The 23,033-nt window shown below is 70.8% G+C and carries 21 protein-coding genes; 15 read left to right on the forward strand and 6 right to left on the reverse strand.

Annotation, left to right across the window (positions count from 1 at the left end; genetic code table 11):
* The first annotated feature begins 123 nt into the window (after positions 1 to 123).
* Positions 124 to 792, forward strand: coding sequence for a TetR/AcrR family transcriptional regulator (locus tag ACFTZC_RS29930; protein ID WP_382894952.1), 669 nt, complete (start codon positions 124 to 126; stop codon positions 790 to 792).
* On the opposite strand, the gene ACFTZC_RS29935 is transcribed toward ACFTZC_RS29930, so the two are convergent.
* A complete protein-coding gene (locus ACFTZC_RS29935; RefSeq protein WP_382894954.1) occupies positions 752 to 1,693 on the reverse strand; it encodes a MaoC family dehydratase in 942 nt (313 codons plus the stop codon). The two genes, ACFTZC_RS29930 and ACFTZC_RS29935, sit on opposite strands and share 41 nt — an antisense overlap.
* Before the next feature lie 241 nt (positions 1,694 to 1,934).
* On the opposite strand from ACFTZC_RS29935, the gene ACFTZC_RS29940 reads away from it, so the two are divergent.
* The gene (locus ACFTZC_RS29940) at positions 1,935 to 4,067 is read left to right on the forward strand and encodes an AMP-dependent synthetase/ligase (RefSeq protein WP_382895022.1); all 2,133 of its coding nucleotides are present in this window, start codon (positions 1,935 to 1,937) and stop codon (positions 4,065 to 4,067) included.
* Between the two features lie 204 nt (positions 4,068 to 4,271).
* Here the strand turns inward: ACFTZC_RS29940 and ACFTZC_RS29945 are convergent, their stop codons facing one another.
* Positions 4,272 to 4,475: a cold-shock protein gene (locus ACFTZC_RS29945; protein WP_365814426.1), complete on the reverse strand. Its 204-nt coding sequence runs from the start codon at positions 4,473 to 4,475 to the stop codon at positions 4,272 to 4,274.
* Positions 4,476 to 4,984: 509 nt separating this feature from the next.
* On the opposite strand from ACFTZC_RS29945, the gene ACFTZC_RS29950 reads away from it, so the two are divergent.
* The 4 genes from ACFTZC_RS29950 (at position 4,985) to ACFTZC_RS29965 (ending at position 9,522) form a co-directional block, all read left to right on the forward strand.
* Complete coding sequence (locus tag ACFTZC_RS29950) at positions 4,985 to 5,797, forward strand: menaquinone biosynthetic enzyme MqnA/MqnD family protein (RefSeq protein WP_382895024.1); 813 nt, start codon at positions 4,985 to 4,987, stop codon at positions 5,795 to 5,797.
* Between the two features lie 67 nt (positions 5,798 to 5,864).
* Positions 5,865 to 7,727, forward strand: coding sequence for a serine/threonine-protein kinase (locus ACFTZC_RS29955; RefSeq protein ID WP_382894956.1), 1,863 nt, complete (start codon positions 5,865 to 5,867; stop codon positions 7,725 to 7,727).
* 57 nt (positions 7,728 to 7,784) lie between these two features.
* Positions 7,785 to 8,984 (forward strand): cyclic dehypoxanthinyl futalosine synthase, encoded by a 1,200-nt coding sequence (gene mqnC, locus ACFTZC_RS29960; RefSeq protein WP_382894958.1) that lies wholly within the window; start codon positions 7,785 to 7,787, stop codon positions 8,982 to 8,984.
* 31 nt (positions 8,985 to 9,015) lie between these two features.
* Positions 9,016 to 9,522 carry a hypothetical protein gene (locus ACFTZC_RS29965; protein WP_382894960.1) on the forward strand — a complete coding sequence of 169 codons (507 nt, stop codon included), beginning with the start codon at positions 9,016 to 9,018 and terminating at the stop codon, positions 9,520 to 9,522.
* A 12-nt stretch (positions 9,523 to 9,534) separates the two neighbouring features.
* On the opposite strand, the gene ACFTZC_RS29970 is transcribed toward ACFTZC_RS29965, so the two are convergent.
* Entirely contained in the window at positions 9,535 to 10,581 is a 1,047-nt protein-coding gene (locus tag ACFTZC_RS29970) for a chitinase (protein WP_382894962.1), read from the reverse strand.
* Positions 10,582 to 10,994: 413 nt separating this feature from the next.
* On the opposite strand from ACFTZC_RS29970, the gene ACFTZC_RS29975 reads away from it, so the two are divergent.
* The 4 genes from ACFTZC_RS29975 to ACFTZC_RS29990 are packed head-to-tail and all read left to right on the forward strand — an operon-like array spanning position 10,995 to position 15,388.
* Entirely contained in the window at positions 10,995 to 11,246 is a 252-nt protein-coding gene (locus tag ACFTZC_RS29975; protein ID WP_382894964.1) for a hypothetical protein, read from the forward strand.
* Between the two features lie 4 nt (positions 11,247 to 11,250).
* The gene (locus ACFTZC_RS29980; protein ID WP_382894966.1) at positions 11,251 to 13,524 is read left to right on the forward strand and encodes a bifunctional polysaccharide deacetylase/glycosyltransferase family 2 protein; all 2,274 of its coding nucleotides are present in this window, start codon (positions 11,251 to 11,253) and stop codon (positions 13,522 to 13,524) included.
* Positions 13,524 to 14,657, forward strand: coding sequence for an acyltransferase (locus tag ACFTZC_RS29985; RefSeq protein WP_382894968.1), 1,134 nt, complete (start codon positions 13,524 to 13,526; stop codon positions 14,655 to 14,657). The genes ACFTZC_RS29980 and ACFTZC_RS29985 overlap by 1 nt, the downstream gene beginning before the upstream one ends.
* Positions 14,658 to 14,695: 38 nt before the next feature.
* Positions 14,696 to 15,388 (forward strand): demethylmenaquinone methyltransferase, encoded by a 693-nt coding sequence (locus tag ACFTZC_RS29990; protein ID WP_382894970.1) that lies wholly within the window; start codon positions 14,696 to 14,698, stop codon positions 15,386 to 15,388.
* Positions 15,389 to 15,464: 76 nt separating this feature from the next.
* Here ACFTZC_RS29990 and ACFTZC_RS29995 read toward each other — a convergent pair whose 3' ends face one another.
* Positions 15,465 to 15,983, reverse strand: coding sequence for a GNAT family N-acetyltransferase (locus tag ACFTZC_RS29995; RefSeq protein WP_382894972.1), 519 nt, complete (start codon positions 15,981 to 15,983; stop codon positions 15,465 to 15,467).
* A 97-nt stretch (positions 15,984 to 16,080) separates the two neighbouring features.
* On the opposite strand from ACFTZC_RS29995, the gene ACFTZC_RS30000 reads away from it, so the two are divergent.
* Positions 16,081 to 17,367 carry a geranylgeranyl reductase family protein gene (locus ACFTZC_RS30000; protein WP_382894973.1) on the forward strand — a complete coding sequence of 429 codons (1,287 nt, stop codon included), beginning with the start codon at positions 16,081 to 16,083 and terminating at the stop codon, positions 17,365 to 17,367.
* Positions 17,368 to 17,382: 15 nt separating this feature from the next.
* Here the strand turns inward: ACFTZC_RS30000 and ACFTZC_RS30005 are convergent, their stop codons facing one another.
* Positions 17,383 to 17,934, reverse strand: coding sequence for a glycoside hydrolase family 25 protein (locus ACFTZC_RS30005; protein ID WP_382894975.1), 552 nt, complete (start codon positions 17,932 to 17,934; stop codon positions 17,383 to 17,385).
* 259 nt (positions 17,935 to 18,193) lie between these two features.
* A complete protein-coding gene (locus tag ACFTZC_RS30010; protein WP_382894977.1) occupies positions 18,194 to 19,048 on the reverse strand; it encodes a C40 family peptidase in 855 nt (284 codons plus the stop codon).
* A gap of 836 nt (positions 19,049 to 19,884) precedes the next feature.
* On the opposite strand from ACFTZC_RS30010, the gene ACFTZC_RS30015 reads away from it, so the two are divergent.
* Genes ACFTZC_RS30015 through ACFTZC_RS30030 form a run of 4 tightly spaced genes read left to right on the forward strand, consistent with a single transcriptional unit; the run spans position 19,885 to position 22,988 of the window.
* Complete coding sequence (locus ACFTZC_RS30015; RefSeq protein WP_365814461.1) at positions 19,885 to 20,244, forward strand: NADH-quinone oxidoreductase subunit A; 360 nt, start codon at positions 19,885 to 19,887, stop codon at positions 20,242 to 20,244.
* A 19-nt stretch (positions 20,245 to 20,263) separates the two neighbouring features.
* A complete protein-coding gene (locus tag ACFTZC_RS30020) occupies positions 20,264 to 20,818 on the forward strand; it encodes an NADH-quinone oxidoreductase subunit B family protein (RefSeq protein WP_365814402.1) in 555 nt (184 codons plus the stop codon).
* The gene (locus ACFTZC_RS30025; protein ID WP_382894979.1) at positions 20,815 to 21,621 is read left to right on the forward strand and encodes an NADH-quinone oxidoreductase subunit C; all 807 of its coding nucleotides are present in this window, start codon (positions 20,815 to 20,817) and stop codon (positions 21,619 to 21,621) included. The genes ACFTZC_RS30020 and ACFTZC_RS30025 overlap by 4 nt, the downstream gene beginning before the upstream one ends.
* On the forward strand, positions 21,621 to 22,988 hold the full coding sequence (locus ACFTZC_RS30030; RefSeq protein ID WP_382894980.1) for an NADH-quinone oxidoreductase subunit D: 1,368 nt from the start codon (positions 21,621 to 21,623) through the stop codon (positions 22,986 to 22,988). Before ACFTZC_RS30025 ends, ACFTZC_RS30030 begins: the two co-directional genes overlap by 1 nt.
* Positions 22,989 to 23,033 lie beyond the last annotated feature (45 nt).

Consider the following 23,033-nt stretch of genomic DNA (forward strand, 5'->3'; position numbering starts at 1 on the left):
GAAGTCGCGGAAGCCGTGGGGGCGGTGGGGGCCGCGGGGACCACAGAGGTCATAGGGGATACGCGAGCGGCAGGGGGCACGGGCGCCGCGGAAACCGCCGCGAGCGGGCGGTCCGGCAGGCGGATGCCGCGTGCGGTGCGGGAGCGGATGATGATGGACGCCGCCGTACGGACCTTCGGGCGGCGCGGGTACCGCGCCGCCTCGATGGACGACATCGCCGAAGTGGCCGGGGTGTCCAAGCCGTTGGTCTATCTGTATCTGAACTCCAAGGAGGAGCTCTTCATCGCCTGTATCCGCCGCGAGGCCGCCGCACTGCTCGAAGCGGTCACCGCGGGCGTCCAGGCCGGGGTGTCGGCCGACCTCCAACTGCGCTCCGGGCTGGGGGCGTTCTTCGCGCACACGGCGGAGAACCCGGACGGCTGGTCCGTACTGCACCGTCAGGCGCGCACGCACGGGGAGCCGTTCGCGGGGGAGGCGGCGAAGGTACGGGACGAGCTGGTGGCGTTCGTGACGGGGCTCATCGGCGCGGCGGCACGCGAGGCGGCCACCGGCCGCGAGGCGGCCACCGGTCGGGAGAGCAGCCCGGGAGGCGGCGCGGGCGAGCTGGCCGACCGGGATCTGGCCGGGCTGGCACAGGCCCTGGTGGGGGCCGCGGAGTCGTTGGCCGGGTGGGCCATCGAGACGCCCGGCGTCTCGGCCAAGGAGGCCGCGGCCACGCTGATGAACTTCTCCTGGATGGGCCTCGGCCGGCTCATGGACGGCGAGCGCTGGCCGACCACAGCCGGCCGGTGACATGGACGCGCGCCCCGGCGCCGTCGCGCAGTTCGAAGGCGACACCCGAGGGCGAGGACCTCGACACGTAGGTCACGGTGCCCGGCAGCGGCACCGGCGCGCGGAACTCCGCCCGCGCACGGGTCGCCGGGGGCGTGCCCCGGCCCGTCTCCGCCTCCGCCACACAACGGGCGAACGTCCACATGCCGTGCGCGACGGCGCGCGGGTAGCCGAAAGGTTTCGCCGCCAGCGGGTGCAGATGGATCGGGTTGCGGTCGCCCGACACGGCACCGTAACGCCGCCCGAGCCGGGCCGGCAGCCGCCACCGCGCCGTCGCGGCCAGCAGCGCCGCGGCGTCGGGGGCGTCGTCGGCCGGGGCGGCGCCATGGGAGGGATGGGAGGCAGGGGCGCCGTACAAGGAATGCGGGGTATGGGTGCCGTGCCGGGCGAGATAGGCGCCGCGTGACGTCCAGACCGGCTCGTCACCGATCCGCGCCTCGGTCACCATGATCACCTCTGTGCCCCGCCGGTGCGGTGCCAGCCGCTCCGCGTACACCGTGAGCGCGGGCCGGTCGCCGGCCGTCAGGGCCCGCCGGTCGCTGACCTCGATCCAGGTGTGGACCAGCCCGAGGACCGGCAGCGGGAAGTGGTGCTCCGTCATGATCCGCAGGGCGAGCGGGAATCCGAGCACATGCGGATACGGGAGCGGTACGGCGCCGTCCCGGGGGAAGCCGCAGATCCGGGCGTACGAGGCGAGCCGCTCCGGGTCGATCCGGGCGGCCGGGAGGACGAGCCGGGTGCCGGGCAGGGACGCGTCCTCGCGCGGAGGCAGGCGCTTGAGCGGCGCGGTGACCGCGCCACGGACCAGGGCGGGCAGCAGCCGGGGCGGCGCGGAGAGCGTCCGGGCGAGGCTGTCACGCATGAGTGGGACGTGCTGCTCGGGGCGTCTCCCGTATCCACCGGCGCGGGGCCACCGGTCGCGGAAGTCCGGGTTTTTCGGTGAGGAATCGGCCGGGTGCTGTGCCGGAGAGGTGCAGATAGCGATCGGCCATTGTCCTGACTCCCTGGACGGTCATAGTTTAACTATTAAGTAAGGTGACTGTCTGTAAGGTTACTGAAGAGTCAGGAGCTGGTCGAGGTGATCCCCCTTCGTGCCCGCTGAGATGCGCCCCGCACCGCCCGCACCGCTTCCCGCGCCGCCGGAGGATCCGTCGGCCGAGCCGGTGAAGGTGCGGGAGGACGGGGTCGTCAGAGAGGTGTCCGTACCGCCGCTCGCGCGGCCCGTACGGCGCGGCTCGCTGGCCGGCATCCCCTTCGACAACGCCCGCGAGGCGCCGGACGCGATCGTCCTGAGCCGTAAGCGGACCGCGACCGGCCGGAACGCGGAGCCGGCGGCGGCACGCGGCAGGCGTGGCGGCGGCAGGACCGGCAGCGGCGCGGCGTGGCAGGACGTCACGGCCGCCACCTTCGCCGGCGAGGTGCTGGCCGTCGCCAAGGGGCTGATCGCGGAGGGGCTGCGTCCCGGCGACCGGCTCGCGATCATGTCCCGTACGACCTACGAGTGGACGCTCCTCGACTTCGCCGCCTGGGCCGCCGGTCTGATCACCGTACCCATCTACCCGACCTCCTCGGCCTTCCAGGCCCGCTGGATCCTCCAGGACTCGGGCGCCGTGGCCTGCGTCGTCGAGGACGGCATCCAGGCGCGCGTGATCGGCCAGGAGCGCGACCGGCTGCCCGGACTCACCCGGCTGTGGACCGTGGAGAAAGGCGCCGTCGACACCCTGTGCGCGGCGGGGCGGGAGGTCCCGGACGACGAGGTCACCGCGCGGCGCGCGGCCCTCGGCCCCGACTCCGTCGCGACCATCAGCTACACCTCGGGGACGACGGGGCGCCCGAAGGGGTGCGTCCTCACGCACGGCAACTTCTTCGCGGAGGTGGACAACGCGATCGAGCTGCTGCATCCGGTCTTCAAGGCGCCGGGCCAGGCCCCTTACGCACCGCCCGCCCCCGCCGACGCCTGGGCCCAGCACAACTCCGCCGCCTCGTACGACCCCTCCACCCCGTACGACCCCTCCGCCCCGCACGGCTCCGCCACCCCGTCGGACACGTCCGGGACGCTCTCCACCCTGCTCTTCCTGCCGCTCTCCCATGTCTTCGGCCGGATGGTCGCGGTCGCCTGTCTGCGCGCGCGGGTACGGCTCGGCCACGCGCCCTCCATCAGGACCGAGGACCTGCTCGCGGACCTCGCGGGGTTCCGCCCGACGTTCCTGCTGGCCATCCCGTACGTCCTGGAGAAGGTCTACAACACCGGCCGCGCCCGGGCGGAGCGGATGGGGCGCGGCGCGTCCTTCGACCGTGCGGCGCGGATCGCCGAGGCGTACGGCGCCGCGGTCGAGGCGGCCGGCCACGGCGAGGGCCCCGGCCCGTCCCTCGGGCTGCGGGCCCTGCGGGCGCTCTACGAGCCGCTGGTCTACCGGCGGATCCGCGGGGCCCTGGGCGGGCGGGTGAAGTATGTGATCTGCGGCGGTTCCCCGCTGGGGCGCAGGCTGGCGGCGTTCTACTCGGGCGCCGGGGTCATGACCTTCGAGGGGTACGGCCTGACGGAGACCACGGCGGCGTCGACCGTCACCCCGCCGCTCCGGCCCCGGCTGGGCACCGTCGGCCGGCCGATGCCGGGGACGTCCGTACGGATCGCGGACGACGGGGAGGTGCTGCTGCGCGGCGGCCAGGTCTTCGCGGGCTACTGGGACGCGGAGCGCGGTGAGGCCGTACGGGTCCTGGAGCCGGGCCCGGGCTCCGGCCCCGGCTCGGCGGAGGGGTGGTTCGCCACCGGGGACCTGGGGGCGCTGGACGAGGGCGGTTATCTGACGATCACCGGGCGCAAGAAGGACGTCATCATCACGTCCAGCGGCAAGAACATCGTCCCGGCGCCGCTGGAGGACTGGCTCCGCGCCCATCCGCTGGTCAGCCAGTGCCTGGTGGTCGGCGACAACCGTCCGTACGCCGCCGCCCTGATCACCCTGGAGCCGGAGGGCCTGGCCCACTGGCGGCTGATGCGGGGGAAGCAGGGCGCTCCGCTCGCCGCCCTCGTCCACGACAAGGAGCTGCGCGGCGCGCTCCAGCGGGCGATCGACGAGGCGAACCGGCTGGTCTCGCGCGCCGAGTCCATCCGCCGCTTCCGGGTCCTCGACGTGGACTTCACGGAGGAGGCCGGCCATCTCACCCCCACGCTGAAGCTGCGGCGCGCGGCGATCGCCGAGGGCTTCGCGGCGGAGATAGCCGAGTTGTATACATAAAGGCTTTGTAAGCAGTGGCCAGGTGTTCGGTGAACGGATGTTCTCTTTGGATCTCCGGGAATTTCAGGCCGCGGGCAGGGTAGGCGCGGGAAAAGGCAGGAGCCCCGCCTTCCCTCGCCTGAGCGGGAGAAGCAGGGCTCCTTGGGTACTGCGTGTAAAGACGTCTACTGGGTGTAAGACGTCCGCGATCGCCGGACCTGGCAACTAGGCCGGGGTGACGTTCTCCGCCTGCGGGCCCTTCGGACCCTGCGTGACGTCGAAGGTCACTACCTGGTTCTCCTCAAGGGCGCGGAAGCCGCTTGCGTTGATCGCGGAATAGTGGACGAAGACATCCGGGCCGCCGCCGTCCTGGGCGATGAAGCCGAAGCCCTTTTCAGCGTTGAACCACTTGACGGTTCCGGTAGCCATAAGCCCTCCTTGGGCCAAAGGGTTGCCCTGCTCCAGAACCTGCAAAGAAGTCTGAAAACTACAAAAGCCTGCGGGTCACATGCTCCGCAGGCTCTGTACTGCAAGGGAAACCAAACTGCAACTTGCGGCGAGCCTAGCACGCAGCATGTGCGCAGCGGTAGAGGGAAAGATCACTTCACCCGGACGTTTGTATAAGGGCCTGACGCGCTGACGAAACGGGGGCCGCCGACACCCCGCCGACACCCCGTCGGCCCCCCTGCCGGCACCCCGCGGCGGGACGACACAGGTCCGGCTCCGCCGCCCCCGGAGCCGTTCCCCCGACGGCCCGGGGCTAGCCTCACGCTGTGGACAGTCCAGAGGAAAAGACAGCGGCAGAAGCAGCGGCAGAAGCGGCGGCGGGAGCGCCCGCCCGGGCCGGAGGTGACACGGGCGGCGACGCCGGCGCAAACAGCGGTGGCGGCGCAAGGCGCGACGCCGGTGGTCACGGGACCCGGCCGCGCGTCGGCCATATCCAGTTCCTGAACTGCCTGCCCCTCTATTGGGGGCTCGCGAGGACCGGAACGCTTCTTGATCTGGAACTGACGAAGGACACACCCGAGAAGCTCAGTGAACGGCTGGTGCGCGGCGAGCTGGATATCGCCCCCATCACGCTCGTCGAATTCCTCCGCAACAGCGACGATCTCGTCGCCTTCCCCGATCTCGCGGTCGGCTGCGACGGCCCCGTCATGTCCTGCGTGATCGTTTCGCAGGTGCCGCTGGACCAGCTCGACGGCGCCCGCGTCGCCCTGGGCTCCACGTCCCGTACCTCGGTGCGGCTGGCGGAGCTGCTGCTCAGCGAGCAGTACGGCGTACGGCCCGACTACTACACGTGCCCGCCCGACCTCGGCCTGATGATGCAGGAGGCCGAGGCGGCCGTCCTCATCGGCGACGCCGCCCTGCGCGCCTCGCTCCACGACGCGCCCCGGCTCGGCCTCCAGGTCCACGACCTGGGGCAGATGTGGAAGGACTGGACCGGGCTGCCGTTCGTCTTCGCGGTCTGGGCGGCGCGCAAGGAGTACCTGGCGCGCGAACCGAAGGTCGTGCGGGAGGTCCACGAGACCTTCCTGGCGTCCCGGGACCTCGCCCTGGCGGAAGTGGCGACGGTCGCCAAACACGCCGCACGCTGGGAGGCCTTCGACGCGGAGCTGCTGGAGCGCTACTTCACGACGCTCGACTTCCGCTTCGGCCCCGAACAGCTCGCGGGCGTCTCGGAGTTCGCCCGCCGGACCGGACCGACCACCGGATTCCCCGCCGATGTCCGCGTCGAACTCCTGACCTCCTAGGCTGACCCCCTAAAAGCACGAAGGGCGGGCCTTCGCCAGGGCCCGTCTTCGACCAGAGGGGACCGGCATGCAGCCGCTCGACACAGGCGACCCGTCGGAGATCGGCCCGTACCGCTTGCTCGGGCGCCTGGGCGCCGGCGGGATGGGCCGCGTCTATCTCGGACGCTCGGTCGGCGGCCGTACGGTGGCGGTCAAGGCCGTCCATCCGCACTTCGCGACGGACGACGAGTTCCGGGCCCGCTTCCGCCGTGAGGTGAAGGCGGCGCGGCTGTTCGGCACCGGCGCCGGCGGGCCGCGCTGGTCGGCGCCGGTGCTGGACGCGGACCCGGAGGCGCCCGTTCCGTGGGTGGTCACGGGCTATGTGGCGGGCCCCTCGCTGACCCAGGCCGTCGCCGGCCACGGGGCGCTGCCGGAGTCCTCCGTGCGGGCGCTGGGCGCCGGGCTCGCCGAGGCGCTGACGGCCGTCCACGCCCTGGACCTGGTCCACCGCGACGTCAAGCCGTCGAACGTGCTGCTCGCGCTGGACGGCCCCCGGCTGATCGACTTCGGCATCGCGCGCGCCACCGACGGCACCTCCTCGCTCACCTCGACGGGCGTCTCGGTCGGCTCGCCCGGCTACATGTCGCCCGAGCAGATCCTCGGCAGGAAGATCACCGGCGCGGCCGATGTCTTCTCGCTGGGCGCGGTTCTCGCGTTCGCGTCGACGGGCACCAGCCCCTTCCCCGGCGACTCCTCGGCCTCGCTGCTCTACAAGGTGGTGCACGAGGAGCCCGAACTCGACGACCTGCGGGGCGATGTGCGGGATCTCGTCGTGCGCTGCCTGGACAAGGACCCGGCCGGGCGGCCCACCCCCGCGGAGGTCGGCCAACTCCTCGCCCCCGAGGGCGCGGAGTCGCTGGTGGCGGGCGGCTGGCTGCCGGGGCCGCTGGTCGAGGAGGTCAGCCGGTCGGTGGTGCGGCTGCTGGACCTGGAGACGTCGGTCCACGGCCCCGACGTGCCCGGCCACTCCGCGGCGGCGAGCGCCGGACAGCCGTCCGCCTCCCTCCCGACCGGGCCGGTGGCCTTCAGCAACCCGTCCCTCGGCGGCCCCTCGCCCACCGAACCGGCCGGCGCCTCTCCGGCCGGTCCCTCCCTCGGGACCTTCGGCCCGCCCGTCGAGCCGACGGCCCTGGACGGCGCGCCGAGCCTTCCGGCCACCGCCGGCGCGCGGACCCGGACCGCCGCGGTCCGCGGCGACGGCCCCGGTGCGGACGCCCCGCACGCGCCCGCCGCCGACGCCGCGCCCGGCCGCCCCCGCCCCCGCCGCCGTACCGCCCGCAGACTGGGCTGCGCCCTCGCCGTGTTCGTGGTGGTCGGCCTCGGCGTCACGGGCGTCTTCGCCGCCTCGGGTTTCGGCTCGTTGATCCTCGAACAGGTACGCGACGACATCCTCAACGAGGGCACCACGGAACCCCTGCCCTCGGACCGTGGCACCACGGGTCCCCTGTACCCCGCGGACGGCGGCGCCACGGACGGGGCTTCCGGGGGAAGTTGGGAGGAGAGCGAGGGCGGATCGGCCACCGAGGTCCCCAAGACCTTCGTCGGCACCTGGAGCGGGCCGGTCACCGAGCGCAGCGGACTGCCGCACGGCACGCTCACCGCGGAGATAGTCCAGGGCGCGAAGGGCGAGGACATCGTCCGCACGACGAGCCGGATCACGGTCCTCGGCGCCAAGGTGGAGTGCTTCGGCGTCGGCAAGCTCGTCTCCGCCACCGACGACGAACTGCGCGTCGAGGAGCGTACGGACACCACGAAGCGGAGCGCGGAGGACCTGTGCACCACGGGCAGCGTGGCGGAGCTGACCTTCACCCGCGCCTCCGGCACCACCCTCGACTACGCGTCCGCCGAGGAGGCCGCCGGTACCCCGAAGGGGACCCTCACCAAGAAGTGAGGGGGACTGGCGTAGGCTGAATCGGTCGTGACAACCCCTTGGGAAGGACCCGCCCCGGTGACCGAGAAGGCCGACCTGACGTCCGTTCTGGCCCGTGCCGCCGCCGGTGGGCGCATCACCCCCGAGGAGGCCCTCGACCTCTACCGCTCGGCGCCGCTGCACGCGCTGGGCGCCGCGGCCGACGCGGTACGCCGCCGCCGGTACGCGGGTACGGAGCACATCGCGACGTACATCATCGAGCGGAACATCAACTACACCAACGTCTGTGTGACGGCGTGCAAGTTCTGCGCCTTCTATGCCGCGCCCAAGGACACCGCCAAGGGGTGGACCCGCGATCTCGACGACATCCTGCGCCGCTGCGCGGAGACCGTCGAACTGGGCGGTACGCAGATCATGTTCCAGGGCGGGCACCACCCGGACTACGGCGTCGAGTACTACGAGAAGCACTTCGCGGCGATCAAGCAGGCGTACCCGCAGCTCGTCATCCACTCCCTCGGCGCCTCCGAGGTCGAGCACATGGCCCGGATCTCCGAGGTCTCCGTCGAGGAGGCGATCCGGCGCATCCACGCCGCCGGTCTCGACTCCTTCGCGGGCGCCGGCGCCGAACTGCTGCCCGCGCGGCCCCGCAAGGCGATCGCCCCGCTCAAGGAGTCCGGCGAGCGCTGGCTGGAGATCATGGAGGCGGCGCACGGTCTGGGCGTCGAGTCCACATCCACGATGCTCATGGGCACGGGCGAGACCAACGCCGAGCGCATCGAGCACCTGCGGATGATCCGCGACGTACAGGACCGGACGGGCGGCTTCCGCGCGTTCATCCCGTACACCTACCAGCCCGAGAACAACCACCTGAAGGGCCGGACGCAGGCCACGCTCTTCGAGTACCTGCGGATGATCGCGATCGCCCGGATCTTCCTCGACAACGTCGCCCACATCCAGGGTTCGTGGCTGACCACCGGCAAGGAGGTCGGCCAGCTCTCGCTGCACTACGGGGCCGACGACCTCGGGTCGATCATGCTGGAGGAGAACGTCGTCTCCTCGGCCGGTGCCCGGCACCGCTCGAACCGGCTGGAGATCATCGACCTGATCCGCAAGGCGGGCCGCGTCCCGGCGCAGCGCGCCACGACGTACGAGCACCTGGTGGTGCACGACGACCCGGCGAACGACCCGGTCGACGAGCGGGTCGCGTCGCACATCTCGTCGACGGCGATCGAGGGCGGCACGGCCCACCCCGAGCTGAAGCTCATCGCCACCAACTGACGTCGTCGGACCGGGTTCTGTGAGGCGCTGAGTGGAGACCCTGCACGCGGCCGACGTGCTCCGGTACGCGTGGAACGAAGGCGATGCCGACGGCGCCGACGCCGACGCCGGAGCCGACGCCGTTGAGCGGCCGCTCCCGGGCGGCGCGGTGGTGGTCGGCCGGGACCGGATCCTCGCGACCGGGAGCTACGAGGAGCTTCGGGTACGGTTCCCCGCCGCGCGGGTACGGAGGTGGTCCGGCGTGCTCGGCCCCGGCCGCGTCCACGAAGGGCCCCTGCCCGACGCCCCGAGCCCGCGCGAGCGGATCCACGCCGTGCTGAAGCTGGGCGCGGTCGCGGTGCTCGACGCGTACGTCACGGAGGACCCGGCGCTCCGCGCGGCCGCCGCGCGGGTGGGCGTGACCGTACTGCCGGCCCCGGCCGCCGCCCGGCGCCCCGTGCTCACCGCGACGGGACGCGCGGACCTCGCGGTGTTCGACGCGGACGGACGGTGTCTCGCGACGGTCTGCGCGGGGCGCCTGGTGCACCGCCGGGCCTGACCGGCACAACGGTCAGTCCGACCCCAGCGCCTCCGCGAACGCCCCCGCCGTCTGCTCGACGCCGCTGCACGAGTCGGACGCCTCGGCCGTCGACACCCCCTCCGCGCACGCCCGGTCCCGGAACGTCGCCCACATCGAGAGCGCGCCCACGCCGTTCTGCCGGGCGAAACGGCGCAGCCGCGCCGCGTCCGCGAGGGTGAAGGTCTCGCCCGCGACATCGTTGACGCCCGCCATCGCCGTGATGTGGAGCGAGGTCCACGCCCGCGCCGACGACAGCCCCAGGATGTCCGCGATCTGGCCGTGGGCCGCCCGCGCCGCCTGTTCCGCGTAGCCGCCCATGTCCCCGGTGTACGCGGAACCGTAGTTCATCGCCATGATGTTGACGGCCGAGAGCCGCACACCGCGCTCCGCCGCGTCGGAGAGGAGCGCCCTGCCGCCCTTCTCCAGACCGTCGGGCATCACCGGCAGGGTGTACGTGACGTCGAGGTCCCGCTCCTTCTGGAGCTGGACGATCGCCTCGTTCCGCAGCGCGACGGAGGCGCTGTCGGTGAGCGCGTCGCCCTCGATGTCGAAGTCGGCCTTCGCCGCGCCGACCGCGTCGAGCACCTTCGCGTACGCGGCCACCAGGGCCGCGGTGTCCCCGCAGGCGAGCGCCGGCTCGGTGCCCGCGGCGCCGCCGAAGGAGACCCGGACATCGGCGCCCGAGGCCGTCAGCTTCGCGACGCGGGCCTTGACGGCCGCGCTGTCGTACGCCGCCGTACCGCCCCAGGTCGAAGTGCAGCCACCGGCACCGTCCGTGATCACGAAGGCCAGGTTGTACGTACCGGGGGAGCCGGCCCCGTCGGTGCGGGCGGCGGTGGTGGCGCTGACGTACGGGGCGAACTCCGTCGTGGCGGCGGCGGGGGCGGTGGTCGGGGTGGTGCGGCCGGGCGGGGAGTCCGCGTTCCGGTCGGCGTCGGCGGCGGTGCCCGTCGCGCACGACGTACCGGCCAGCGCGAGCGCGACCAGAACGGCCGGCCAGGTGACCGATCGTCGTCGGTGACTCCGCGAACTCGGCATGGAGAAATGCACCCGCTCTCTGCGTTCTGCGTTCTGTGTTCCCGGAACAATGTGCCGGACGACAGGAGCCTCCCACACGGAAATAGGGTGACCGAGCACACAGTTCGAGGAAGACGGTTCGGTGGACCTGTCCAACCCCCCATTCCCAGCAGTGCGTTCACGCTCCGGGCGGACACCTTCGGGGATTTCCGGGCCGTATCCCTCCCAGCTCGCCGACAGGAAAAGAAAGATTTCATAGGAACGCGTCGTCGGAGTCACAGGTTTCGCACATAAAGGGTGGCCAATCTGCTCGCATGCATTCTGACCCCACCCTTGAGGAACGCCCGGCGAGCCCGGTCCGGGCGGTAAGGCCGGATCGGCCTCACCGGCGCCGCAAACGAGATGCCGACCGCCCCCAGGAGGGCCCCGTCTTCGTGGACACCTCCGGGCGCAGGGCCCGCCTGCTGCGCCGCGCCGGGCTGGTGCTGGGCACCGTCACCCTCGGGTATGTCGCCGTCCTGGGGCTCGCCTTCATGGGCGGCATCTCCCTGACCCCGTCGCAGATCCTGCCGTTCGACGGCGGACCGGCCGCCGCCGAGGGCGGCACGGGGTACGGCCCGCCGCCCGGCGCGGGAGAGGTCCCGCCCATGGCGCCGCCCGCCGCCTCCACCGGCAGCGATCGCTGAGCCGATGCCCGAGACCCCCACCAACTCCCCGGCGCGCAGGCGCCGGCACGCCACCCCCACCCGTATCGAGCGCGTCGGCCGGCAGGCGATGCCCAAGCCCCGGGTGATCTTCGCCGTGCTGCTGCTGGCCGGCCTCGTCAGCGTGCTGCTGCTCGACGGCTATCTGCGCTCCGAGGTCGGCGGCGACCAGCGGATCCGGTCCGACGCGAGCAACAGCGAGGTTCCGGACAGCATGGTCGACGGCGGCCCCATTCTCAGCTTCGCCGGCGGTCGGGCGCGTACGCGGTCCGTGGCGGACAAGACGATCGTGCTCACCTTCGACGACGGGCCCGACCCCGAGTACACGGAGAAAGTCCTCAGAATTCTCGACGACCAGGACGTGCCCGGCACGTTCTTTCTCATCGGCTCGCTGGTCTCGCGCTATCCGGGCGTGGTGCGGGACATGGTCGACCAGGGAAACGAGGTCGGAATCCACACCTTCACGCACGTCGATCTCTCGTACCAGAGCGCTTCCCGGGTCAAGCGGGAAATCGCCCAGACCCAGCTCGCGCTGGCGGGCGCCGCGGGCATCACGACCACGCTGTTCCGGGCCCCGTACTCCTCGACGAACGACGCGATCGACAACGAGAGCTGGCCGGTCTACCAGCGCCTCGGCGCGCTGGGGTACACGAGCGTCTTCATCGACGCCGACAGCGAGGACTGGCAGGAGCCGGGCGTCAGCAAGATCATCAAATGGGCCACGCCGAAGAACGGCGACGGCGCGGTGGTGCTCTTCCACGACGCGGGCGGCGACCGTACGGAGACACTGGAGGCGCTGCCACGGTACATCGAGAAGATGAAGGCGAAGGGGTACACCTTCACGACGGTCAGCGGCGCCCAGCAGGCGGGTGAGCAGGCCGGTCCCGGCGGCGCTCCCGGCGGGGGCCCACCGGCCGAGACTTCCGGTACCGATACCCGTACCGGCACCGGCGTCGAGCAGATGGCCCACCGCAAGGCCACCGGCGCCACCCTCTGGGAGGGCAGGGCCCTGATCGCCGCCGTGGCCGTCGCCGAGTGGTGCGTCCCGGGTCTCGCCACCGGTCTCGCGGTCGTCGGCGTCGCCGTGCTGGCCCGGTTCGGGCTGATGCTCGTCCTCGCCCGCCGCCACCACCGGCAGCGCAACAGACGCCGCTTCACCTGGGGACCGCCGGTGTACGAACCGGTGAGTGTGATCGTGCCCGCGTACAACGAGAAGGAGTGCATCGCCAACACGCTCAACTCCCTCGCCGCGAGCACCCACCCGATCGAGATCGTCGTCGTGGACGACGGTTCCACGGACGGCACCGCCGAGATCGCGGAGTCCCTGGGGCTGCCCAACGTCCGCGTCGTCCGCCAGGAGAACGCGGGCAAGTCCGCCGCCCTCAACAACGGGGTGCGGCAGGCCGCGTACGACATCGTCGTGATGATGGACGGCGACACCGTCTTCGAACCCGACACCGTACGGGAGCTGGTGCAGCCCTTCGGCGACGAGCGGGTCGGCGCGGTCGCGGGCAACGCGAAGGTCGGCAACCGCGACACGCTCATCGGGGCGTGGCAGCACATCGAGTACGTGATGGGCTTCAACCTCGACCGCCGGATGTACGACGTCCTGGGCTGCATGCCCACCATCCCCGGCGCCATCGGCGCGTTCCGCCGGCGGGCCGTCCTCGATGTGGGCGGCATGAGCGAGGACACCCTCGCCGAGGACACCGACATCACCATCGCCCTGCACCGCGCCGGATGGCGGGTCGTGTACGCGGAGCACGCGCGCGCCTGGACCGAGGCGCCCGCCACCGTCGGGCAGCTCTGGCGCCAGCGCTACCGGTGGAGCTACGGCACGATGCAGGCGCTGTGGAAGCACCGCGGGTCGGTCCTGGACAAGGGCCCCTCGGGCCGGTTCGGCCGGATAGGCATGCCGCTCGTGGTGCTCTTCCAGATCGTCACGCCCGTCTTCGCCCCGCTCATCGACGTGTTCACCGTCTACGCGATGATCTTCGTCGACCTCAAGGCGTCCCTGCTCGCCTGGCTGGCGGTCCTCCTCGTCCAACTGCTGTGCGCCGCGTACGCGTTCCGGCTCGACCAGGAGAAGTACCGGTATCTGCTGATGATGCCGTTGCAGCAGATCGCCTACCGGCAGCTGATGTATCTGGTCCTGATCCACTCCGGCGTCACGGCGCTCACGGGCGGCCGGCTCCGCTGGCAGAAGCTCAAACGCACCGGCGAGGTCGGCGCGCCCCGCCCCGGCGCGGGAGCGGCCTGATGGCGGGCGCGCACCGCAAGGAGGCGCTGCCGCCGGAGGCGGTACGTACGGGTACGGCGCCACCGCCCGCGCACCCCGTTGGCGGACTCGTCGGCGGACCCGGTGGCGGACTCGTCGGGGGCCGGGACCGGTACTTCGACGCGCTGCGCGCCTTCGCGCTGGTCCGCGTCGTCACGTACCACACCTTCGAGTGGCCCTGGCTGGGCCTGGTCTTCCCTTCCATGGGGGTGATGTTCGCGCTCGCCGGCTCGCTGATGGCGCGCTCCCTGGAGCGGCCCGCCGGCGCGGTGATCCGGAGCAGGCTGCGGCGGCTGCTGGTGCCGCTGTGGGTGTTCGGGGCCGTGCTCATCGTGGCCATGGCGAAGCACGGCTGGCTGCCGGGCACCGACGCCGTCTACTGGCTGCTGCCGGTGGGGGACCCGCCCGGCGACGCCTGGGGCGAGCAGGCGTGGGCGGTGCTCTGGTACCTGCGGACGTACCTGTGGTTCGTGCTGCTCTCGCCCGTGCTGCTGAGGCTCTTCCGGCGCGCGCCGCTCCCCGTACTCCTCCTGTCGCTCGTCCCGGTCGCCGTCTTCGAGACGCTGTGGCCCCTCCCGGACGGGCGCCTCGGCGCCGCGCTCGGCGATCTGTCGGTCTTCCTCTTCTGCTGGCTGCTCGGCTTCGCGCACCGTGACGGGGTCCTCGACCGGCTGCGCCCGGGGCCCGTGGTGGGCGCGGCGCTCCCGGTGATGGCGCTCGGCGCGGGGTGGGCGTTCTCCCACCCGGTGGACGGTACGTACGACCTCGACGACATCCCGCTCGCGCAGGCGCTGTGGTCGGCGGGGTTCGTACTGCTGCTGATGCGGTTCCGGCCGGACTTCGGGTGGCTGGGGCGCCGGCCCGTGGCCGACCGGGTCGTGAAGGTCTTCAACGCCCGCGCGGTGACGGTCTACCTCTGGCACGAGGTCGCGCTGATGGTGAGCGTGCCGCTGATCGACGCGATGTGGGACATCCCCGCCTTCGAGCGGGACCTGCCGCTCGGCAGCGCGTGGTTCCAGTTCGGGATCGCGTGGGTGCTGATCGCGGCGGCCGTGGCGCTCTTCGGGTGGGTGGAGGACGTGGCGGCGAAACGGCGCCCGAAGCTGCTGCCCTGATGCGGGGCGGCGCGCCATGCCCTGGCAGACTGACGGACGTGACCCGAGCCTCCCTGGACAAGCAGCCGCACGAAGTCGCCTCGATGTTCGACGTCGTGGCGGAGAACTACGACCTCACCAACGACGTGCTCTCGCTCGGCCAGGACCGGCGGTGGCGCAAGGAGGTCGCCAGGGCGGTCGGCGCCCGCCCGGCCGAGAAGATCCTCGACCTGGCGGCCGGCACGGCCACCTCCTCCCAGCCGTTCGCCGCGACGGGCGCGTACGTCGTGCCGTGCGACTTCTCCCTCGGAATGCTGCGCGAGGGCAAGAAGCGGCACGCGTGGATGCCGTTCACGGCGGGCGACGCGACGAAGCTGCCCTTCGCCGACGAGGTGTTCGACGCGGTGACCATCTCCTTCGGGCTGCGGAACGTCCAGGACACGGACGCGGCGCTGCGCGAGCTGTACCGAGTGACGAAGCCGGGCGGCCGGGTCGTGATCTGCGAGTTCTCGCACCCGACCTGGGCGCCGTTCAGGACCGTCTACACGGAGTACCTGATGCGGGCGCTGCCGCCGGTCGCGCGCGCCGTCTCCTCCAACCCCGACGCGTACGTCTACCTCGCCGAGTCCATCCGCGACTGGCCCGACCAGCCCGCACTGGCCGCCCGGCTCCAGGGCGCGGGCTGGTCGAAGGTGGCGTGGCGGAACCTGACGGGCGGCATCGTGGCGCTGCACCGGGGCGTACGGGCCTGACGGGCCGCGGCGGGCGCCCGGGTGGGCACGCGCACCACCCGCTCACGCACCCACCCACTTCAACGGACTGCCGGTCTCACAACTCCAGACGGAAGCAGAAGGCCTCCTGCTGGGACACCGGCCCCACATACGTCTCCGCCAGCTCCATCCCCAGCCGCCGGGTCACCGCGACCGAGCGGGCGTTGCGGGAGTTCACCATCGCCACGACCCGGCTGACGCCCGCCGCCCGTACCCGTTCCAGCGTGGTCCGCGCGGCGGCCGTCGCGTAGCCCCGGCCCCAGTACGCGCGCCCCAGCCGCCAGCCGATCTCGATCTCGCCCACCGGCCCGAACTCCGGGTGCGGCCAGGGCTGGGCGCCCGTGAAGCCGATCACCTCCCCGGACTCGTCCAGCATCGTCCAGAAGCAGAAGCCGCGCTCGGCGTCGTGCCGGCGCTGGCGGGCGGTCAGCTCCTCGTACACGGACATCTCGGCCGGTGCGCCGCCGTGGAACTCCATCACCTCGGGGTCGTCGAAGACGCGGTGCCAGGCGAAGGCGTCCTCCTCGGTGGGGACGCGGAGCCGCACGACGGGGAGCGCCTTGGTTGTGTTGTCCACGAGGGCAGCCCTTCACTGGGGGATCGGTACGCACCCATAGACTGCAGGTGACCAGTGCCGTTCGGTACGCGAATTCGAGTCTTCGGGAGAACCCGCTGTGACTGAGCCCCTCTCCGAGAACACTGCGGACGTCATCGTCGTCGGCGCCGGTCCGGCCGGTTCCACGACCGCGTACTACCTCGCCAAGGCGGGTCTGGACGTGCTGCTGCTGGAGAAGACGGCGTTCCCGCGCGAGAAGGTGTGCGGCGACGGACTCACCCCGCGCGCCACCAAGCAGCTCGTGTCGATGGGCATCGACATCTCGGAAGAGGCCGGCTGGCTGCGCAACAAGGGGCTGCGGATCATCGGCGGCGGCGTACGGCTCCAGCTCGACTGGCCGGACCTGGCGGCGTACCCGGACTACGGCCTGGTCCGCAAGCGCGACGACTTCGACGAGCAGCTCGCCCGGCAGGCGCAGAAGGCCGGCGCCCGGCTGCACGAGCGCTGCAACGTCGGTGCCCCGATCACCGACGCCCGTACGGGCCGGATCACCGGCGTCCACGCCAAGCTGGGCGAGGAGAAGACCCCGGTCACCTTCCACGCGCCGCTGGTCGTCGCCGCCGACGGCAACTCGACGCGGCTGTCGCTCGCGATGGGGCTGCACCGCCGCGAGGACCGGCCGATGGGCGTGGCCGTACGGACGTACTTCACCTCTCCGCGCCACGACGACGACTACCTGGAGTCATGGCTGGAGCTGTGGGACCGGCGCGGTCCGGGCCCGGACAAGCTGCTGCCCGGCTACGGCTGGATCTTCGGCATGGGCGACGGCACGTCGAACGTCGGCCTCGGCATCCTCAACTCCTCGTCCGCGTACAAGGAGCTGGACTGGCGCGAGGTGCTGAAGGCGTGGTGCGCGTCGATGCCGGAGGACTGGGGCTACACCCCCGACAACATGACGATGCCGATCAGGGGCGCCGCGCTGCCGATGGCGTTCAACCGCCAGCCGCACTACACCAAGGGCCTCCTGCTGGTCGGCGACGCGGGCGGCATGGTCAACCCGTTCAACGGCGAGGGCATCGCGTACGCCATGGAGTCGGGCCAGATCGCGGCGGACGTCATCGTCCAGGCCCACGCCAGGGCGACCCCCGCGCAGCGCGAACTGGCGCTGCTGCACTACCCGAAGGTGCTCAAGGAGACCTACGGCGGTTATTACACGATGGGCCGCGCCTTCGTGAAGCTCATCGGAAACCCGAAGATCATGAAACTCGCGACGGAGCGCGGCCTGACGCATCCGCTGCTGATGAAGTTCACCCTCAAGATGCTGGCGAACCTGACGGACCCGACGGGCGGCGACGCGATGGACCGCATCATCAACGGCCTTTCGAAGGTGGCGCCGAAGGCGTGAGGTCCCTCGCGACCCTCAGCCCTTTCTCGCCCACTTCTTCAGCGCGGCACGGTCGGTGAACTGACCGATGTTCGTGTCGAGGGGGCTGTCGGTGTACTGGTGGAACTTCCACGCGGCCTGGATCCGGGGCTTCCCGGCGGTCACGTAATCCGCGATCCACAGGGCGTCGCCGGCGTTGCTGGTGGTGTCGCGGTTCAGCCAGTAGTCCCGGTTGCAGTACAGCCCCACGCGATGCGTGCTCCCGCGCAGCCGCTTCACCTCGGCGAGGAAGGCGTCCTTCTGCGCGTTGGAGACGTCACTGTCCTCCCAGTCGGCGAAGAGGGGGTCGTAGGCGATGCTGGAGCACTTCTCGACGAAGTACTTGGCCTGCGCCTTCATGTTCCCGCCCCGCAGGAAGTGGTAGAACCCGACCACCAGCCCGGCCGCCCGGCCGTGGGAGGCCTGGGCGGCCATCTTGGGGTTGATGTACGAGGTGCCTTCGGTGGCCTTGACGAAGACGAAGTCGAAGCCGGCGGTGGAGTAGGTCGAACTCTGGTACGACGAGACGTCGATGCCTTTTATGGTCATGAGGGGAGTTCCTCCTGGCCGGATGAGGTGGGGACTGTCCGGCGGTGTGGTGCGAAGTGACGTAAGTGTCTTCTACCCAGGAGGAGTTAGCATGCCATCACTCGATCGGGTCAAGTGAGAGCTTGATCAAATCTTGGTCCGGTCCCACACCCTCCGCACTGCCACCCCCGGAAACGGCGACAGCCCGCATCCCCCTTGCGGGGCGCGGGCCATCGCCGTACGTGTTGCCGGGTCGGAACGAGGGGCGGGGCGGGGTGCGTCAGAGGACGCGGACCGCGCCGGTCGGGGGGTCGTAGTCCAGGGAGGCCTGGATGACGCCCTTGCTCGGGTTCTGCGCGCCGATGAACTCGCCGCCGCCGATGTAGATCGCCGTGTGGTACGCGCTGCCGGCGCTGCCCCAGTAGAGGATGTCGCCGGGCTGGAGGTTGTCCAGGGAGACCTGGGTGCCCGCCACCGACTGGTCCTGCGAGACGCGGGGGAGGTCGACGCCGATCTGGCGGAACGAGGCCTGGACCAGGCTGGAGCAGTCCCAGGCGTTCGGGCCCGTGGAGCCCATGATGTACGCGTCGCCGACCTGCGCCTGCGCGAAGGCGAGCACAGCGGCGGCCGAACCGGTCGCCTGCGAGGTGGCCTTGGAGGCGGTGTCGGAAGCGGACGACGACGAGCTCGACGCGGAGCTGGAGCCGGAGTCCGACGAGGCACTGCTGAGCGTGGTGCGCTCGGCGGCGCGGGAGGCACGCTCGGCGGCCTCGGCGGCCTTCTTGCGGGCTTCCTCGGACTTCCGCTTGGCCTCGGCCTTGCGCTCGGCCTCCGCCTGCGCGGTCTTCGCGGTCTTGGCCGCCGTCGCGGCGGCGGCGTCCTGCTGGGCCCGCAGGTCCAGGGTGTTGGCCACCTGCTGGGTCGCCTCGGCGGACCGGGCGAAGTCGCCGGCGAGGCCGGCGGTGAGGGTAGGCATTTCGATGGTCTCGGTCACCGGCTCGGCGTTCGCCGGCGCGGCGGCACCGGCGACCGCGATCGTGCTGAGGACGCCACCGGCGACTCCGGCGCGAATGCTGACGCGCGGGGTGCTCCGGCGGGGCTTCCGGTGGCTGGTTATCTGAGCGGTGTGGGACATGAGACCAACGGCTATCAGGTCGGCCCGGGTTCTCGTCAAGAAACGTGGGGTGCACCACAGTTCCGTCCGGAATCTGTGAATCCGCTTTCCTTCGGCCCTTATTGACGCCGTAACGGGCAAAACGGGCAAGGGTGATCATGGCTGTGATCACGGGCTTTCCGATAAACGTCCGAATTGCCTGCCGCTTACCATCGCTTCACACTCATGGCCAAGCCCTCTTCTTTGAGGGGTTGAGTGAAGTGACGCAGGTCACATTTCAGGTGCGCAGATAACAGGTCGGTCACCGTTCGGCTGTCGGTCCGGTCACGCGAGGTGTGACGCGCTCACGAATGAGTTGGTTCCGGCGCTCTCGCGACGCCGTCCCGTCGCCCGCCCCGCCCGGATCGGACCCGCGCCGGCTTGCTCGTGAATGCGTGCACGTGTCCCCTTCGGTCCATCCGGAGCCCGCCGCCCCCTCGCCCGGGTGACCCTCCGCGCCGTATCACCCGAAAGTGTCTCATCGCCAATTTGCTTGCACGGTGCATCTCTTGGTAGGGCGCAACGCCTCTGGCCAGCACTGACCGGCTCGAATGTCACCTCTGGTGATCACGTGGCCGCTTCGCGTATGAAGATCACCCATCATCCGGCTTCATGATCCTTCGTCAGGTGGTGGAGATCACAAACTCCCCGCTGTACCCCGTGTCGCAGATCACAGGTCACCGGGCATAGGATGCGGGGCAGCCGGGCTTGTGAACTGCCTCACATGTACGCGATCTTCGGTGATCCGCGACGAGGCGGCGAGGCGGTCCGCCCGGTGCGATCCGACGGTCAAGGACGACTGGAAGGAGCTGAGGGGCGTGAATGCCTACGCACCCATCCTCGTGCTCGGCGCGCTGGGGGCCGGGTTTGCGATCTTCTCCGTGGTCATGGCCACGCTTATCGGCCCAAAGCGCTACAACCGGGCGAAAGTCGAAGCGTACGAGTGCGGCATCGAGCCCACACCGACGCCGGCCGGGGGCGGCCGATTCCCCATCAAGTACTACCTGACGGCGATGCTCTTCATCATTTTCGATATTGAGGTCGTCTTCCTTTACCCGTGGGCGGTCAGCTTCGACGCCCTGGGGATTTTCGGGCTCGTGGAGATGCTGCTCTTCGTGCTCACCGTCTTCGTCGCCTACGCGTATGTGTGGCGGCGCGGCGGTCTGGAATGGGACTAAAGGGGCTGAGGGGCCACCAATGGGACTCGAAGAGAAGCTGCCGAGCGGTTTCCTGCTGACCACCGTCGAACAGGCATCGGGCTGGGTACGGAAGTCCTCCGTCTTCCCCGCGACGTTCGGTCTCGCCTGCTGCGCCATCGAGATGATGACGACCGGCGCGGGGCGGTACGACCTGGCGCGGTTCGGGATGGAGGTCTTCCGCGGCTCACCGCGCCAGGCCGACCTGATGATCGTGGCGGGGCGGGTGAGCCAGAAGATGGCGCCCGTCCTGCGGCAGGTCTACGACCAGATGCCCGACCCCAAGTGGGTGATCTCCATGGGGGTCTGTGCCTCGTCGGGCGGGATGTTCAACAACTACGCGATCGTGCAGGGCGTCGACCACGTCGTTCCTGTCGACATCTATCTGCCCGGCTGCCCACCACGTCCCGAGATGCTGATGGACGCCATCCTCAAGCTCCACCAGAAGATCCAGAGCTCCAAGCTCGGGGTCAACGCGGAGGAAGCGGCCCGCGAGGCGGAGGAGGCGGCCCTCAAGGCGCTCCCGTTGATCGAGATGAAGGGGCTGCTGCGGTGAGCGACAAGCAGCGATCCGGAGACGACAAGCCGCGATCCGAGGACGGCACCCACCGGTCCGGCAACGACCGGCCGGAATCCAGGAACGCAGGGCCGGAATCCGGCAAGAACGTTCCGTCCGCGCGGGACCGGGCCGACGAGCCCATCCGCGTGCAGAAGGGGATGTTCGGCGCCAACAACGGCGGGGACACCAGCGGATACGGCGGTCTCGTCCGGACCGTGACGCTGCCGGGCGCCTCCTCCCGGCCGTACGGCGGACCCGGCGGTGTCTTCGACGAGATCGCCGACGAGCTGGAGGGCGCGCTGGAGGAGCAGGACCTCGTCCCCTCCCACGCCATCGAGAAGACGGTCGTCGACCGCGACGAGCTGACCTTCCACATCGCCCGCGAGCATCTGTCCCAGGTGGCCCGCACCCTGCGCGACGACCCGGCCCTCCGCTTCGAGCTGTGCACCGGGGTCTCCGGCGTCCACTACCCCGGCGACAAGGGGCGCGAGCTGCACGCCGTCTACCACCTGCGCTCGCTCACCCACGGCCGGCTGATCCGCCTGGAGGTCTCCGCGCCGGACGAGGATCCGCACGTACCGTCCCTGGTCGCGGTCTATCCGACCAACGACTGGCACGAGCGCGAGACGTACGACTTCTTCGGCCTGATCTTCGACGGTCACCCCGCCCTGACCCGGATCATGATGCCGGACGACTGGCAGGGCTTCCCGCAGCGCAAGGACTACCCGCTCGGCGGCATCCCCGTCGAGTACAAGGGCGCCCAGATCCCGGCTCCGGACCAGCGGAGGTCGTACTCCTGATGACCACTTCACACGCCTCCGCCCCGCAGGACTCCGCCCCGGACGCCTTCGACGCGCTCGGCTCCGGCCGGGAGACCACCGAGGGCACCGTCTACACGGTCACCGGCGGCGACTGGGACGAGGTCGTCCAGTCCGCAGCCAAGGCCGACGACGAGCGGATCGTCGTCAACATGGGTCCCCAGCACCCCTCCACCCACGGGGTGCTGCGGCTGATCCTGGAGATCGAGGGCGAGACCGTCACCGAGGCCCGCTGCGGCATCGGCTATCTCCACACGGGCATCGAGAAGAACCTCGAATTCCGCAACTGGACGCAGGGCACCACCTTCGTCACGCGCATGGACTACCTGACGTCGTTCTTCAACGAGACGGCGTACTGCCTGGGCGTCGAGAAGCTGCTCGGCATCGAGGACGACATCCCGGACCGCGCCACGCTCATCCGTGTCCTGCTGATGGAGCTGAACCGGCTCTCCTCGCACCTCGTCTGTCTCGCGACCGGCGGCATGGAGCTGGGCGCGACCACGATCATGATCTACGGATTCCGCGATCGTGAACTGATTCTCGATGCCTACGAGATGATCACCGGACTGCGGATGAACCACGCGTTCATCCGCCCCGGCGGGCTCGCCCAGGACCTCCCCCCGGGCGCCGTCGACAAGCTGCGCGAGCTGCTGAAGCAACTCCGGAAGAACCTGCCGGAGTACGACAAGCTCGCCACCGGCAACCCGATCTTCAAGGCCCGCATGCAGGACGTCGGCTATCTCGACCTGGCCGGCTGCATGGCGCTCGGCGCCACCGGACCGATCCTGCGCTCCACCGGGCTCCCGCACGACCTGCGCAGGAGCGACCCGTACTGCGGTTACGAGACGTTCGAGTTCGACGTCCCGACCGCCGACACCTGCGACGCGTACGGCCGCTTCCTCATCCGGCTGGAAGAGATGCGCCAGTCGCTGCGGATCGTCGAACAGTGCCTGGACCGGCTGGAGCCGGGCCCGGTGATGGTCGCCGACAAGAAGATCGCCTGGCCCGCGCAGCTCGCGCTCGGCCCGGACGGACTCGGCAACTCCCTCGACCACATCAAGAACATCATGGGCACGTCCATGGAGGCTCTGATCCATCACTTCAAGCTGGTGACGGAGGGCTTCCGGGTCCCGGCCGGTCAGGCGTACGCCGCCGTGGAGTCGCCCAAGGGCGAACTCGGCGCGCATGTCGTCTCCGACGGGGGCACCCGCCCGTACCGCGTGCACTTCCGCGATCCGTCCTTCACCAATCTCCAGGCCATGGCGGCGATGTGCGAGGGCGGCCAGGTCGCCGACGTCATCGTCGCCGTCGCGTCCATCGACCCCGTGATGGGAGGCGTCGACCGGTGACCGCCACACCGCCCAACGCCGCGGCAGGCACGGCAGCCGCGGCCA

The sequence above is a fragment of the Streptomyces sp. NPDC056987 genome, assembly GCF_042673865.1.
Lineage (GTDB): Bacteria > Actinomycetota > Actinomycetes > Streptomycetales > Streptomycetaceae > Streptomyces.

Excerpts from the sequence above, each read along its gene's own strand:
- ACFTZC_RS29930 (WP_382894952.1), top strand. The coding sequence starts at position 124 with ATGCCGCGTGCGGTGCGGGAGCGGATGATGATGGACGCCGCCGTACGG.
- ACFTZC_RS29935 (WP_382894954.1), bottom strand. The coding sequence starts at position 1,693 with ATGCGTGACAGCCTCGCCCGGACGCTCTCCGCGCCGCCCCGGCTGCTG.
- ACFTZC_RS29940 (WP_382895022.1), top strand. The coding sequence starts at position 1,935 with ATGCGCCCCGCACCGCCCGCACCGCTTCCCGCGCCGCCGGAGGATCCG.
- ACFTZC_RS29945 (WP_365814426.1), bottom strand. The coding sequence starts at position 4,475 with ATGGCTACCGGAACCGTCAAGTGGTTCAACGCTGAAAAGGGCTTCGGC.
- ACFTZC_RS29955 (WP_382894956.1), top strand. The coding sequence starts at position 5,865 with ATGCAGCCGCTCGACACAGGCGACCCGTCGGAGATCGGCCCGTACCGC.
- ACFTZC_RS29970 (WP_382894962.1), bottom strand. The coding sequence starts at position 10,581 with ATGCCGAGTTCGCGGAGTCACCGACGACGATCGGTCACCTGGCCGGCC.
- ACFTZC_RS29980 (WP_382894966.1), top strand. The coding sequence starts at position 11,251 with ATGCCCGAGACCCCCACCAACTCCCCGGCGCGCAGGCGCCGGCACGCC.
- ACFTZC_RS29985 (WP_382894968.1), top strand. The coding sequence starts at position 13,524 with ATGGCGGGCGCGCACCGCAAGGAGGCGCTGCCGCCGGAGGCGGTACGT.
- ACFTZC_RS30005 (WP_382894975.1), bottom strand. The coding sequence starts at position 17,934 with ATGACCATAAAAGGCATCGACGTCTCGTCGTACCAGAGTTCGACCTAC.
- ACFTZC_RS30010 (WP_382894977.1), bottom strand. The coding sequence starts at position 19,048 with ATGTCCCACACCGCTCAGATAACCAGCCACCGGAAGCCCCGCCGGAGC.
- ACFTZC_RS30020 (WP_365814402.1), top strand. The coding sequence starts at position 20,264 with ATGGGACTCGAAGAGAAGCTGCCGAGCGGTTTCCTGCTGACCACCGTC.
- ACFTZC_RS30030 (WP_382894980.1), top strand. The coding sequence starts at position 21,621 with ATGACCACTTCACACGCCTCCGCCCCGCAGGACTCCGCCCCGGACGCC.